The sequence below is a fragment of the Pantoea sp. SGAir0180 genome (genome assembly GCF_043546245.1).
In genome coordinates this window covers 2,819,282-2,834,249 of the sequence record NZ_CP028071.1, presented here as the reverse complement: position 1 = coordinate 2,834,249, position 14,968 = coordinate 2,819,282, and the positions used below count along the sequence as shown (strand labels likewise).

Genomic DNA, 14,968 nt, shown 5'->3' with positions numbered 1-14,968 from the left:
GAGAAGCACATGGTAAATCTGGTGATCGTGTCACACAGTGCGTTGCTGGGTAACGGCGTGGAGATGCTGGCGCGACAAATGTTAACCGGCGATCGCTGCAAGCTGGCGGTCGCTGCCGGCATTGACGATCCTGATCATCCGATTGGCACGGATCCCGTGAAAGTGATGGCGGCGATCGAATCGGTGGCAGATGCGGATCATGTTCTGGTCATGATGGACATGGGAAGTGCGCTGTTAAGTGCAGAAACGGCGCTTGAGCTGCTTGATCCTGCCATTGCGGCCAAAGTGCGTTTGTGTGCCGCACCGCTGGTGGAAGGTACGCTGGCGGCAACCGTCAGTGCGGCGGCGGGTGCCGATATCGAAAAGGTGATGACGGTGGCCATGAAGGCGCTGGAGGCGAAGCAGGCACAACTGGGTATTGCATCTGATAGTGCCGTGGCCAGCGTCGCCACCGTTAACCCACACGAGGACGCACAATCGGTCACGGTGACCGTAAAAAATCACCATGGCCTGCACGTCCGTCCTGCTTCACGGCTTGTGACCACGCTGGCTGGTTTTGATGCGGAGTTGGTACTGAAAAAAGATAACCAGTGTGTCACGCCAGACAGTCTCAACCAGATTGCTCTGCTGCAGGTGCGCTGTAACGATCAGATTACCTTGTCGGCACGTGGCCCCGAAGCGGGCGCTGCGCTGGAAGCGTTCACCTCTCTGGCGGCGGAAAATTTTGGCGAGCAACCTGAAACGATGTCGCTCAGGACAACGGTACCGGACACGGGACAGGTGCAGGGTAAAGCGGTGTTTTATCCCTTGCCGCTGGCGCAGCCTGACCGGCGTCCATGTGCCGATGAGCAGCAGGAATGCCGACGGCTGAAGCAGGCAATCGCTGACACTCTCTGTGATCTGGATGCGCTGCATAAACGGGCAGAAGCGAATTATGGCGAGGCGGTAGCCGCTATTTTCGCCGGGCATCACACGTTGCTGGATGATGCCGATATGTATGATGAAGCCTGCGAGAAGATTCGTGCGGCACGGTGCTGTGCCGAATCCGCCTGGTATGAGGTGCTCATGGCGCTGAGTCAGCAATACCGGCAACTGGATGATGCTTACCTGCAGGCGAGATTTATCGATATTCAAGACATCCTGCACCGCACCCTGTGTCACCTTAGCGGCCGTGAGATTACGCTTCCAACACCGGATGTCCCCGCGATTCTGATTGCCGATGACATCTTTCCCTCTGCGGTCGCCAGTCTGGATGTGAAGCAGATAAAAGGCATTTGCCTGCGGGAGGGCAGTGCGCTCTCTCACGCTGCCATTATTGCCCGCGAAGCCGGTATCGCTTTTCTCTGTCAGCAGGGTGATATGCTGGATATCATTCAGCCAGAGGACAGGCTGATGATAGATGTCGCCGGGCAACAGATCAGAAGTCTTTAGCGCTTTTCATTCGCCCCTGATGAGGTCTTCGGGGGCTTAATTTCGCGCTAAACTAACCCAACTTTCCAGAGCATCCTGTTTTCTCACACCTTTCCCTTTTCAAACGACGCATTTTTTTCGCACGAAATGCTGGCTAAAAAATGCTTACATTTCAACCCGGAAACTTAAGTTAATGCGTCTGAAAAGCGCCAGATAAAAGCAAATCTGCCTGAAAACTTCATACTTACCTGACGGAAAAATAAAGCTGCAGGATTGCGTTTTATTTAAGTAACGGTTTTTATTTTTTAATTTGCATTAAGTCGCCCGCGCTTCGCTTAGTAAATTAAATAAGCAATACATTGTCGTTTTTTCTTTTTATCAGGAATTTTCCAATAGTTCAGGTGATATTATGCTTTCGCTTGCTTACAAAAAATTTACATTTCTTTTCATTAGGCAATCCAATGAGAATAAAAACAGGGACGTGGCTGGCGTTAAGCGCTTTACTGATCTCCGCAACGGCGTGGGCTGATCCCTTAACGCCGGGCGATCGCGATTATCTCCAGAATCAGCAACAGCAACGCCTGCAACAGGACCAGCAGCAGCGTGATGCACTCTGGCAGGCGCTGTCCCCTCAGCCTGCACCGGCGCCGCGCACCGATGCGACCGGCCGCTGCTTTCCTGTCCATCAGATTGTGATTCGCAACGCCACCTTACTTTCCGCGCATCAGCAACAGTTGCTCACGTCGGGTTATCTTGGTCACTGCCTGAACTTAACGCAAATTAATGCGCTGGTGCATGCCATTTCCGACTGGTATATGCAAAGGGGTTATATTACCAGCCGCGCCTTTTTAACAGAACAGGATCTTACCACCGGCCAGCTTATTATTCCTGTGCTCGAAGGCAAACTGGACACCATTATTCTGGGTGGTAAACATCCACGTATATTGCGTATGGTTTTTCCGGGAATGGAGGGAAAAATACTTAACCTGCGCGATATAGAACAGGGCATGGAACAGATTAACCGTGTCAGAACGGTGCCTGTGCAGATTGAAATTCAGCCCTCGCCCAGACCGGGTTATTCCATTGTTAACTTAACGGCAAAGCCTGAATTTCCGCTCAGCATGACGCTGGGTTTTGATAACAGCGGGCAGAGAACGACCGGCGTCGGGCAGCTTACGGCTTCACTGACGGGAAACAACCTGCTGGGGCTGGCGGATCGCTGGTTTGTGAGCGGCGGACGCAGCAGTGCCTTCAGCCGCTGGCGTGACGCCCAGAATCTGCAGGCCGGCGTCAGCGTGCCTTATGGTTATGGACTGCTGGATTACAGCTACAGCTGGAGCAACTACCACAGCCACTTTATCAACAACGGTTTTACCTGGTTCAGCAACGGCGACAATATCGCGCACCGTCTCAATGGATCGTGGGTGCTGTTTCGCAATGGCGATATGAAAACCGGCGTACAGGCAGGCCTGAATCACTATTCCAGCCATAACTGGCTCAATGACGCGCCGTTAGTGAGCAGCAGCCGTAAATTAACCAGCCTACAGTTTGGCCTGAATCATACGCAGAAAATTGCCGGCGGCGTCGCCACGCTGAACCCCACCTTCAGCCGCGGTATGCCGTGGTTTGATGCCGAGAGCGATGCGGGCAAAAACGGCAGTCTGCCGAAAGCGGAATTTCGCAAATGGAGCATCAGTGCCAGCTACCAGAAACCGCTCACCCAAAAACTGTGGTGGCTCAGCAGCCTTTACGGGCAGTGGTCACCGGACACGCTCTACGGCAGTGAACGCCTGACGATCGGCGGCGAAAGTTCCGTGCGCGGTTTTAAAGAGCAGTATCTGTCGGGTGATGTCGGCGGTTATTTACGTAATGAGCTTGATTACAGCCTGTTTACCTTACCGGGACTGGGTGACGTCACCGCACTGGCGGCGGTCGACGGGGGCTGGCTGAGAAGCGATCTGCTGAACCCTCAGTTTACGGGCACGATATGGGGCAGCGCCGTCGGCCTGGGGACCCGTAACCAGTATTTCTACACCCAGTACACCGTGGGCATTCCGCTCAGCTATCCCGGCTATCTCCAGCCGGATCACGTCAGCATCTACGCCCGCGTCGGGCTGGTTTTCTAAAAAGAGGAACTGATTATGGATGATCGTCAGCCCGTTTCCCTTGCCCGCCGCGCACTCAGCTATCTCATCTGCTATCTGGTGGCGGTACAACCGATGCTGCCGGTGATGGCCGCGGAAATCACACCGGTAACCCCGGGCACGAAAATGGATGCGGCGGGCAATGGCGTGCCCGTGGTCAATATTGCCACGCCGAATCAGGCGGGCATTTCTCATAACCAGTACGATCAATATAACGTAGGGCAGCAGGGACTGATCCTGAACAATGCCACGGGTCAGCTGACGCAGACCCAGCTTGGCGGGCTGATTCAGAACAACCCCAACCTCCGCGCCGGTAAGGAAGCGCGGGCCATCATCAACGAAGTGGTGGGCGCGAACCGCACCCAGCTACAGGGGTACACGGAAGTTGCCGGCAGGGCGGCGAACGTCATGGTCGCAAACCCCTATGGCATTACCTGTAACGGCTGTGGATTTATCAACACGCCGAACGTCACGCTGACCACCGGTAAACCGCAGTTCGATGCCAGTGGCAATCTGGCCGCGCTGGAAGTCAGTAAAGGCACCATTACCTTAGAAGGCCAAGGGCTGGACGGCAGCAAGGCCGATGCGGTGTCGATTGTGGCACGCGCAACGGAAATCAATGCCGGCATTCACGCTAAAGATCTCACCGTGACGCTGGGTGCCAATCGCGTCGGGCAGGACGGGTCCGTTACGCCCATCCGCGGAGAAGGGCCTGCGCCGGGCGTGGCGGTGGATACCAGCGCGCTGGGCGGCATGTACGCCAACCGTATTCATCTGGTGTCCAGCGAAAAAGGCGTTGGCGTCAACCTGGGTAACTTACTGGCCAGACAGGGCGATATCACCCTGGACGCGAACGGCAAACTGGCCGTGCATGACAGCCTCAGCAGCGGGGCACTGACCGTCAGCGCGCAAAGCGTTGAGCTGAGCGGGGAACATAAATCCGCTGGCCCGGCGGCGATAACCGCACAAAACGGTATCAGTCTGAATAACGGGAGCCTGGGAAGCGATCGTGCCGTTTCATTGCAGGGCGGCAATCGCCTGCAGGTCAGCGGCGGCAAGATAATGGCCGGTGACAGCATCAACCTTGCCGCAACCAGCTTGTCGCTGGACAGCGGCAGTGCGCTCAATGCAACAAACAATATCTCGTTCAACGCGCAACCAGACTTCACCGGCGGTTCAGGCCTGGACCCTGCCGGTCAGTTTGATAATGCCGGGCAACTGACCGCAGGTAACAACCTTTCCCTGAATGCGTTCACAGCCGCGAACACAGGATCGTTGTCAGCAAAGGGGCAACTGTCCGCGATCGGCAACAAGGTTACGAATCAGGGTGCCTTGCAGGGCAACAGGATCCGGCTGAAAAGTGAAGTGTTAACTAACAGCGGTACGGTGCAGGGTGCTGATGCACTTGCGCTGGAGACGATCACGCTGAATAACAGCGGCTCGCTGACGGCACCAAAGTTGGTCCTCAACAGCGACGCTATCACCAACAGCGGTCTGTTGCAGGGCACGCAGAATCTGACGTTATTAAGCCAGCATCTGACTAACTTAAAAAAAGGCAGTATTGCGACGGCGGGCGATTTGACGCTTAACCTGCCTGACTTCAGCAACAGCGGGCTGCTGAGCGCGGAGGGTGCACTGAACCTGAGCGGCAACAGTCTTGTCAACGATGGCGAAATCAACGCCAGCACGCTTCATTCTGACAACGTTCAACTGTCAAATCTCGCGGGCGGTAAGCTGCTGGCGACAGGCACGCTGCAACTGACAAACAACCAGTTTGCTAACGGCGGGCAGATTGCTGCTAATCAGTCTGAACTTACCGCCGACAGCCTGAATAACGCGGGCAGAATTCAGGGCACTGACAGCCTGACTTTGAATGCTGGCACCCTAAATAACCGTCCGGGTAGCGAACTACTGACCTCAGGGCAACTGACGCTTAACGGCGGTGACCTGAATAACGCGGGATTAATTCAGGGAGAAAAACTGGCCCTGACGGCGGACAACTGGGTAAACAGCGGCAGTGCGCTCAGTGCCGGTGATGCCACGTTGAAGGCGAAAACCCTGACCAACAGCGGAAAGATACTGGGTCAGCAAAGCGTCGCGCTGCAGGGTAACACAACCGACAACAGTGGCTGGCTACTGGCAAAAGTGCTGGCGTTTCAGGGGGATTTAACCAACAGCGGTCTGATTCAGGGCGACACGGGACTGACCTTAAAAGGCACCAGCCTGACTAATCAGGCGACGGGACGATTGCAGACGGCGGGCCAGGCGGATATTAGCGCGACCACGCTGGACAACCAGGGGCAACTGCAGGGTGATGCACTTACTGTCACGACGAAAAACTGGCAGAACAGCGGCAACGCGCATGCAGCCAGCAGCATAACGGCCGCTGCCACTGAGGACATAAATAACAGCGGCGCTCTGGTAAGCCAGCAAAGCATGAATCTGCAGTCTGGCACGGTGACAAATACGGGCACGCTGGCCGCAGATCAGCTCAGCCTCCAGGCACCCCGTCTCAGCAATGCCGGCCTGTTACAGGGCAACAGTGCACTGGCGATAACCAGCGCACAGATTGCAAATCTGGCAAACGGCCGGCTTGTCAGCGGCAGCGGCCTGAGCCTGGCGCCCGTTCAGCTCATCAACGATGGGGCAGTACAGGTAGCGGGCACCTTCAGCGTTAACGGGGGGGATTTTACCAATAACGGCCAGGTGAATGCGGACGCGCTGAACGCCACGCTGACCGGCACGCTGAATAATGGCGGAAACGCCAGGCTGCTGGCACGCCAGCTCGCGCAGGTACAGGCGCAGTCACTGACTAACGCCGGGATCGTTGCCGGGCAGCAACTGCAAATCACGGGCGATACCTTACAAAATCAGGGGCTGCTGCAGGGCGACAACGCGCTGACGGCAGGGTTCCGTCAGCTGGATAACCAGGCCAGTGGTCAACTGATTACCGGTGGCGCGCTGACGTTACAGGGTACGGATGCCCGTAACGCCGGCACCTGGCAGGGCAGCCAGCTCAGTTACCGTTTCGGCAGCTTAAAAAACACCGGTACCCTCAACGGCACCGGCACACTGGACGGGCAAACCTCGGGGCTGCTGGATAACAGCGGCAACCTGATTACGGGCGGCAACGCCAGCCTGAATGCCGACAGCCTGGTTAACAGCGGCAAAATCATGGCGAGCGGCCTGACGCTGCGTGCCGCATCGCTCAACAACAGCGGCCTCTGGCAGGGCAGCACGTCACTTGATGCGATCAGCAACGGCGATCTCACCCAGTCTTCAACAGGCAGAGCGTTAAGCGGTGGCGATCTGCTGCTGGGCGCCGCGACGTTAACTACCGCCGGCACCCTGCAGGGCGGGAATAGCCAGATCACTGCCGGGAGCTGGCAAAACCAGGGATCGCTGTTGAGCACCGGCGATCTCACCGCCGCGATTGATAACGACCTCTATAACGGGGGCTCACTCCTCAGTCAGGGCGGTGCGCAACTCAGTGCGCAAAATCTGGTGAATACCGGCGCTGTCCTCGCCGAAAAAACCATGATGCTCAGCGGCGGTACGCTGAACAACAGTGGCGCCATTCAGGGCGATACGCTGTCGGTCACACCGGCCAGCGTGACCAACCAGGGCAACCTTATCGGCCTGAAATCCCTGACGCTCGGACCGGCCCCGCAGCGGTTCAGCATGCTGCTGGCGCAGTCCGCGCCGGCGCGTGAACTCGTCAACAACGCGGGGGGACAGCTCCTGACACAGGGGACGCTGAACATTACGGCCGATAACGTCACCAACAACGGCACCTGGCAGGGGCAACAGATCCTGCTGAGTGCGGCAAAACTGGCAAACGGCGGGGCGATACAGAGTGCTGATGGCCTGCAGCTGACGTTAACCGACAGGCTGGATGCCGCCGCAGGCAGCAAAATATCAGCCAACGGTACAGCAGCCCTACAGGCGCTGACGCTGGCGAATCAGGGACAGTGGGTTGCCAAAAATCTCATGCTGAAAGGCGACACGCTCAGCAACAACGGTAATATTGCCGGTACAGACGGCCTGACGGTTCAGCTCAACGGCGCACTGACGCAGCAGCAGGATAAAACGTTGCTCAGCGCCGGGAAGCTCAGCCTGCAGGCTGCCTCGCTCAGCAATGCGGGCCGTATTCAGGGCAGCGACCTGGTAATCAATACCGGAACAGTAGACAACACCGGCCGCCTGCAGGGTGATAACAGCCTGCAGCTCAGCACCAGCGGCCATCTGACCAACGCCACCAGTGGAACGGTGCTTTCGCAGAATGCACTGAGCCTGACCACGCCGGATTTGTATAACGACGGGCTGATTCAGGGGGCCGGCGGCACAGTCAGCGCCACAAATTCTGCCACCAACAACGGCAGACTGCTGACGGGCGGCGCGCTGACCTTCACCTCGCCGCAGCTGGTGAACAACGGCTGGCTGCAAGCGGGGCAGCTCACGCTGAATGCGTCCGGACTGACCAACAACGGCACGCTGCTTGCCGATCAGCAGGGGACCCTGAACGGTAACGGGTTCCAGAACCAGGGCACAGCGCAGGCCGGCAACCTTGCCGTGAATTATCAGACGCTGAATAACAGCGGGACGCTACTTGGCACAGGACAGCTGAGCGTGAATGCGGCGCAGGTTAACCTGGCCGGATCGGGACGGCTGTTCAGCGGCGGAACGCTGTCACTGGTAAGTAACGGTTTTGACCAGTTCGGCCAGGTCGTTGCGCTGGGCGATGCAGTGCTGAATCTGGCGAACAGCTTCGTCAGTCACAATACGCTGGCGGCGGGTAACCGGCTGACCCTTAACAGCAACGGCTCGCTGGAAAACCAGAGCACGATGCAGGGGCAGGGCGTGACGCTCAATGCGGGCGGCGATCTGACCAATAATGGCCAGATTACCACCGGTAGCGCCGACAGCAGTCTGACGGGCAACCGCATCGCCATGAACGGTGCCGGCAGCCTGCAGGGCGGTGGCAACGTCACCCTGAACAGCCGCAGCGACGTCACGCTGGACGGTTTTACCGGCACGCTCGGTAACCTGACCATCAGCACGCCGGGCAGCCTGGTCAACACGGCGCTGCTCTACGCCGGGCAGAATCTCTATTTATTTGCCAACAGCATCCGTAACCAGCGCGGCGATATTCTGGCGGGCAACAGCCTGTGGATGCAGCGCGATGGCGCGGGCAATGCCAACGGGGAAGTGATCAACACGTCGGGGACCATTGAGACGCAGGGCGGGGATATTACAATTCGAACGGGTAATCTCCTTAACCAACGTGATGGATTAAGAGTTGATCAAAATACACAAAAAACGACCGGATTACCTAAAGAAGTTGGGCAAGCATCATTTTCATATTATTTCGGACAGCTTCCATCTGACGAAATTGGTTATTACACCAAAACAATACGTCATGGGGGGAGCCCAGGAAAAGGTAATGGTTCTGAAACTACATATATCTATTCTGCACCTAATCTTAAGGGAGCAGTAAAACGATTTCTCACCGAAACTACTACTTTAACAGCAAGTGCAGATGGTGGTATTGCAAAGATTTCCTCGGGTAATAATTTGGACGTTTTTGCTGGCCAGGTTAATAATTTGGCAAGCTTCATTCTGGCTAATGGCACTATTTCATTGAGTGGAAATACGCTAAATAATCAATCGTGGTTTAATGGAGTACGAAAAACATATCTTACTTACAAATATAATGGTCCTATTGGTACTGAGACGCTGCCGGAATACTCTTCATATTGTGGGTGCATGAGTGGATCAGAAATTAGTAAAGTTGTTTATAATCTTTCTTCAGCGCCTGAACAAGAAACTACCTTGAGCGGTGATGCTTTACGTTCAGTTATTCAGGCTGGAGGGAATATATCCGCAAATTTTAGCGGAAATGTTAGTAATACAGCCTTAACACCAAACGCGGGAAGAACTGGAAACACATTATCGGCACCTCGCCTGCAAGGTTTGTCTGCATTAAGCAGGATCGGCACGCAACAGCATCAGCAGATCTCTGGAACAGACCAAGTAACAATTAATTCTCCGCAGTGGCGTAATCAGCTTCTGGGTGCCTTGCAGCAGATTAATGGTGGCAGCGTAATGGATAATAGCGAACCTGATAAGGCTTCGCTTGTTAATCATACATCAGGTAAATTTGATAGCGCCGATTTAGGTCGGCCAGCCAGGTTAATCACGGATACTTCAGTTAGCGCGGTAAATCTACGTGACTATAAGTCAGCCAGTGTGGATATCAGCGCCTATCCTGTTCCTTCTGGAGACAACGGCTATTTCGTTCTTGGCAATAGCAAAAGCCCTTATCTGATTACCCTCAACCCAAAGCTTAATGGATTAGGGCAACTTAATAACAGTCTGTTTGGCGATCTGAATGCCCTGCTTGGCCGGCAACCTGGCCAGGCGCCGCAGGAAAGCCGTCAGCTTTATACTGATAAAACTACGTTCCTGGGGTCGTCTTATCTGCTTGATCGTCTCAACCTCAAGCCAAATTACGACTACCGTTTCCTTGGCGATGCGGCCTTTGATACGCGCTACGTCAGTAACGTGGTGCTAAACCAGACCGGCAGCCGTTACCTGAACGGCATTGGTTCCGAACTGGATCAGATGCGCTATCTCATGGATAACGCTGCTTCTGCGCAACGCGCGCTGGGATTACAGTTTGGTGTGTCACTGTCCGCTCAGCAGGTAGCCTCACTTGATAAAAGTATTGTCTGGTGGGAAGCCGCGACGATAAATGGCGAGACGGTAATGGTGCCCAAAGTCTATTTATCATCTAAAGATGTGGAAATGCATGACGGCAGTGTGATTGCAGGGAATAACGTGACGCTTTCCGGCGGTGATATTACCAACAGCGGCAGTACTGTTACCGCGAAAAATAACCTGGCTGTGAGTAGTCAGAACAACGTAAATAATCTTAGTGCCGGTATGCTTTATGCTGGAGAAAATTTACAGCTGACAGCCATAAATAATATTAACAATGTCAGTTCAAACATCACCGGTAAAAAGGTCGCACTTGAGAGCGTTAATGGCGATATCAATAACACGACGGCGACATCGTTATGGCAATCCAATATTTCTGGCGATAAGAGAAATGTTACCTCAGCAAGCCAGACTTTCATTGGCCGTTCTGCAACTATCGCATCACTGGGCAGTCTGAGCCTTAAAGCCGGTAATGATATTAATATAAAAGGTGCCAATGTTAATGCTGGCGGCGATCTGCTAATGAATGCCTGGCACGATATTGCCATTAAAGGGAATCAAGTTACGTCAGCCTTTAACTTCCAGAATACCGGTAATCAAAACATTACCAACACAGCCAGCCAAATTTCGGCAGGCCATAATCTGGCGATCCAGTCAGGCCATGATTTAAATGTGATGGCCAGTAATCTTAACGCTGCAAATGATGCTTCGCTACAAGCGGGCAATGATCTGAACCTCAGCAGTGCTACCAACAGCCAGAACAGCAGAAATGGCAACCAGGAATCCCATTCCACCGGACTGGATCGCACGGCTGTCAGCAGCGGCGGTAATCTCAGCCTGGCTGCCGGTCAGGATATCAACAGTCAGGCCGCCGTCATCACCGCTACCGGCAATGCCGCGCTGAAAGCGGGCCGTGATATCAACCTGAATGCCGAAGCCACCGGTTCCGGTTACAGCGAGAGAGGCGACAAGAAAACTGTTATCAGTGAAACCGTACGTCAGCAGGGCACCGAGATCGCCAGCGGCGGCAGTACCACTCTGGCAGCCGGTCGCGATATCAATACCGAAGCAACCGATGTGACGGCAAAACAGGATATCGCCCTGCAGGCTGGACGCGACGTTAACCTGAATACCGCGACCGAAAGCGACTATTACTACAAAGAAGAAACCAAAACTAAAAAGGGCTTCCTGAGTAAAAAGACCACGCACACCATTCAGGAAGACAGTGCAACGAATGAAAAAGGCACCCTACTGAGCGGCAACAATGTCTCGGTTAAAGCAGGCAATGATCTGCTGGTAAAAGGTTCCCAGGTCGTCGGTGACGGCAACGTGGCACTGGATGCCGGTAACAACGTCAGCATCGCCGCAGCGACCAATACTGACTCCACCTGGCGTTTTTCAGAAACGAAAAAGAGCGGCCTGATGGGAACGGGCGGCATTGGGTTCAGCATCGGCAGCAGTAAATCTCTCCAGGAGATGCGCGATAAGGGAACGACGCAGAGCCAGAGCATCAGTACGGTCGGCAGCACGAAAGGCAGTGTTTCAGTCACTGCCGGCAGGCAACTGCAGGTTAATGGCGCCGATCTGGTTGCGGGCGGCAGCATGGCCCTTCAGGGCGACAGCGTAGCCATTACGCCGGGACATGACCTGCGCACGCATGACGAGAGAACGGAGCAACGGACCAGTGGTTTAACGCTGGCACTGTCTGGTGCAGTGGCCGATGCCGTGAACACTGCCGTGGCGGCAGCCCAGTCAGCCAAACAGCAGAGTGACGGGCGCATGGCTGCGCTTCAGGCGACGAAAGCCGTTTTATCGGGTGTACAGGCCGGTCAGGCCAGTCAGCTTGCCCAGCTTAAGGGGGACCCGAACAACGGCATTGGCATCAGTATTTCACTGTCTACCCAGCAATCAAAATCCGAGCAGCATCAGCAGTCCGATACGGTTAATGGTTCAACCATTAATGCAGGCCGGGATCTCAGTATCAACGCAACCGGGAAGGGGCAGGGACCTGACAGCGGTAACCTGCTTATTGCCGGCAGCCAGTTAAAAGCCGCCGGTGACACCAGTCTGCATGCCGCAAATGATATTACGCTCGCCGGCGCAGCAAACACCCGGCAGACCACAGGTAAAAACAGCAGCAGCGGTGGGGGCATTGGCGTCAGCTTTGGCGTGGGTTCGGGAAGCGCGGGCTTGAGCGTGTTCGCCAGCGTCAATGGCGCTAAGGGCAGTGAGAAAGGCAACGGTACGGTCTGGAGTGAAACCACACTGGACAGTGGTGGCAGGGTCTCTATCAGTAGCGGTCGGGATACGACGCTCAGTGGCGCTCAGGTCAACGGGAACAGTGTGAAAGCGGATGTGGGCCGCGATCTGACTCTTACCAGTCTGCAGGACAGCGATAAATACGACTCGAAGCAGTCCAGTTTTGGTGCAGGTGGCAGCTTTACCGTTATTGGCACCATAGGTGGCTCCGGCTACATCAACGCCAGCCAGGACAAGATGCACAGTACCTTTGACAGCGTGAAGGAGCAGAGTGGCCTGTTCGCGGGTCAGGGCGGCTTTGATGTCACGGTGGGTAACCACACGCAGCTCAATGGTGCGGTCATCGCCAGTCAGGCCGGGGCGGATAAAAACCGTCTGGATACGGGAACGCTGGGTTTTACCGATCTGCATAACGCGGCCGACTACAAAACGGAACACCAGGGCATCGGCATGAATACGGGTGCCAGCCTGGCGGGCCAGTTCGCCGGGAATATGGCTAACACCATGCTGGCAGGCGCTGGCGGAAAAGGGCATGCTGAAGGAACTACCCGGTCAGCGGTGGCTGACGGGACGATAGTGGTGCGTAATCAGGCTGACCAGAAGCAGGATACCGCTACGCTGAGTCGCGACACGGCACACGCCAACGACAGCATCAGCCCGATCTTTAACAAAGAGAAAGAACAGCAGCGACTGCAGACCGCGCAGATGATTGGCGAGATTGGCAGTCAGGTGGGCGATATTGTCGAAACGCAGGGCGCAATTGAAGCGGCGCGCGCTGCAAATAATGACATGAAGCAGGCCAGTCCGGAAAAACTGCAGCAGGCTAAAACGGACTGGGAAAAAGCGAATCCGGGCAAGACGCCGACCAGTGAGCAAATCAGCAAGCAGGCCTGGCAGAGCTATTACGATAGTGCGCTCAGTGCTTCGCCTTTCGCTGTGGGTGGCAGCGTACAGCGCATTGTCACAGCCGCAACGGCCGCCGTACAGGGACTGGCTTCGGGTGACATCCGCGCCGCTGCCGCCGGTGGCGCAGCCCCCTATATTGCCAACCTGATCGGGCATTCAGATTTAGACCCGGCCGGCCGGTTAATGGCGCATGCGGTTGTCAATGCGGCGCTTGCGGCCGCTCAGGACAAAAATATCGCAGCAGGGGCCGCAGGGGCGGTGACAGGCGAGCTGACCGGCATGCTGGCGAGAGAAATCTACGGTAAGCAGCCGTACGAAATGAACGACAGGGAGAAAGAAACCGTATCGGCGCTGGCAACACTGGCAGCGGGTCTTTCTGGCGGTCTGGCGGGGAGCGGGGCTGCAGATATGGTTACCGCTGCTCAGGCCGGGAAGGTTACGGTTGAGAATAACTTCCTGAGCGTGCAGAAAGCAGAAATACTGAATAAATCCATCGAGGAGCAGAAAGCCGGTAAAAACCTGTTAGAGGCTTCACAGAATATCGTCAGGCTGACGAATGAAGATCGAGCCAGTAATGTGTTGCTGCAAAAGTTCCAATCAGGGCAACCACTGACAGAAGGCCAAAAGCAAGATCTGGCTGGATTACTTAACCAGTATGGTTATGAACTTCAGTCTATGTACGGATATACCCCACAACGAGCGGCTGACGCTATTCAGTCTCTGCTTGCAGGCAAGGCGTTTGTTGCCTCAACAGGAGATACCAAAGCATACAACGAGGCGCTGAGTTATCTGAAAGGGTATAGCGTGCAATCCGGCCAAGCTGCAATAGGAACCGATGCTTTACTCGCTTTGCCGGGTGCTCCGGGGATTATTGCACGTTCAACGCTGGCAGCTGGTGGGGGTTATCAAGCCGGTACTGGAATCGGCCAGGTCATTGATGGTAACTATAGCAACGGGGCATTAAACATAGGTCTTGGTACGGCTGCTATATTTGGTAGTATGGCTCCGCAAAGTGCCATATCTAAGCCGAGCGGAACAAATTTTATTTCTGGTGATACGAGTTTATCGCGGAACAGCACTATCGGTAATGCTGAAGCTGCTGCGGCTGATAATGTTGGAAATGCTACAACCGGTTCTCTAAGCGGTCAGCCAACTAAGTTACCGCCGAATGCATCAGCAGAAAATATACGTTCACTACAACGAGAAAACGAAGGTGCTGTGATCCTGTCTCAAAATGGTTATCATGTTGAGCAGAATCCCGTAACTGCAGGGGTTAAAAACCCAGATTATAAAATTAATGGTGAGGTGTTCGATAATATCGCCCCTAAAACAAACTCGGTTCGCAATATCTATGACCGGGCTTTAGAAAAAGTGAACAGTGGTCAAACAAACAATGTTGTTATCAACTTGGCCGATACAAAAGCAAGTGTCAGTGATTTGCAAAAACAATTTAGTGATTGGCCAATAAAAGGGTTAGAAAAGGTTATTGTGATCGACCAGTCAGGAAAACCAATAAGAATTAAGTAAGG

3 protein-coding genes are annotated in these 14,968 nt (G+C 54.8%); all 3 read left to right on the top strand.

Annotation, left to right across the window (positions count from 1 at the left end; all coding sequences use genetic code 11):
* The first annotated feature begins 9 nt into the window (after positions 1–9).
* Complete coding sequence (dhaM, locus tag C1N58_RS13465) at positions 10–1,431, top strand: dihydroxyacetone kinase phosphoryl donor subunit DhaM (RefSeq protein ID WP_394564244.1); 1,422 nt, start codon at positions 10–12, stop codon at positions 1,429–1,431.
* A gap of 440 nt (positions 1,432–1,871) precedes the next feature.
* Positions 1,872–3,536: a ShlB/FhaC/HecB family hemolysin secretion/activation protein gene (locus C1N58_RS13460; RefSeq protein WP_394564243.1), complete on the top strand. Its 1,665-nt coding sequence runs from the start codon at positions 1,872–1,874 to the stop codon at positions 3,534–3,536.
* A gap of 15 nt (positions 3,537–3,551) precedes the next feature.
* A complete protein-coding gene (locus C1N58_RS13455; protein WP_394564242.1) occupies positions 3,552–14,966 on the top strand; it encodes a hemagglutinin repeat-containing protein in 11,415 nt (3,804 codons plus the stop codon).
* Positions 14,967–14,968: the final 2 nt, after the last annotated feature.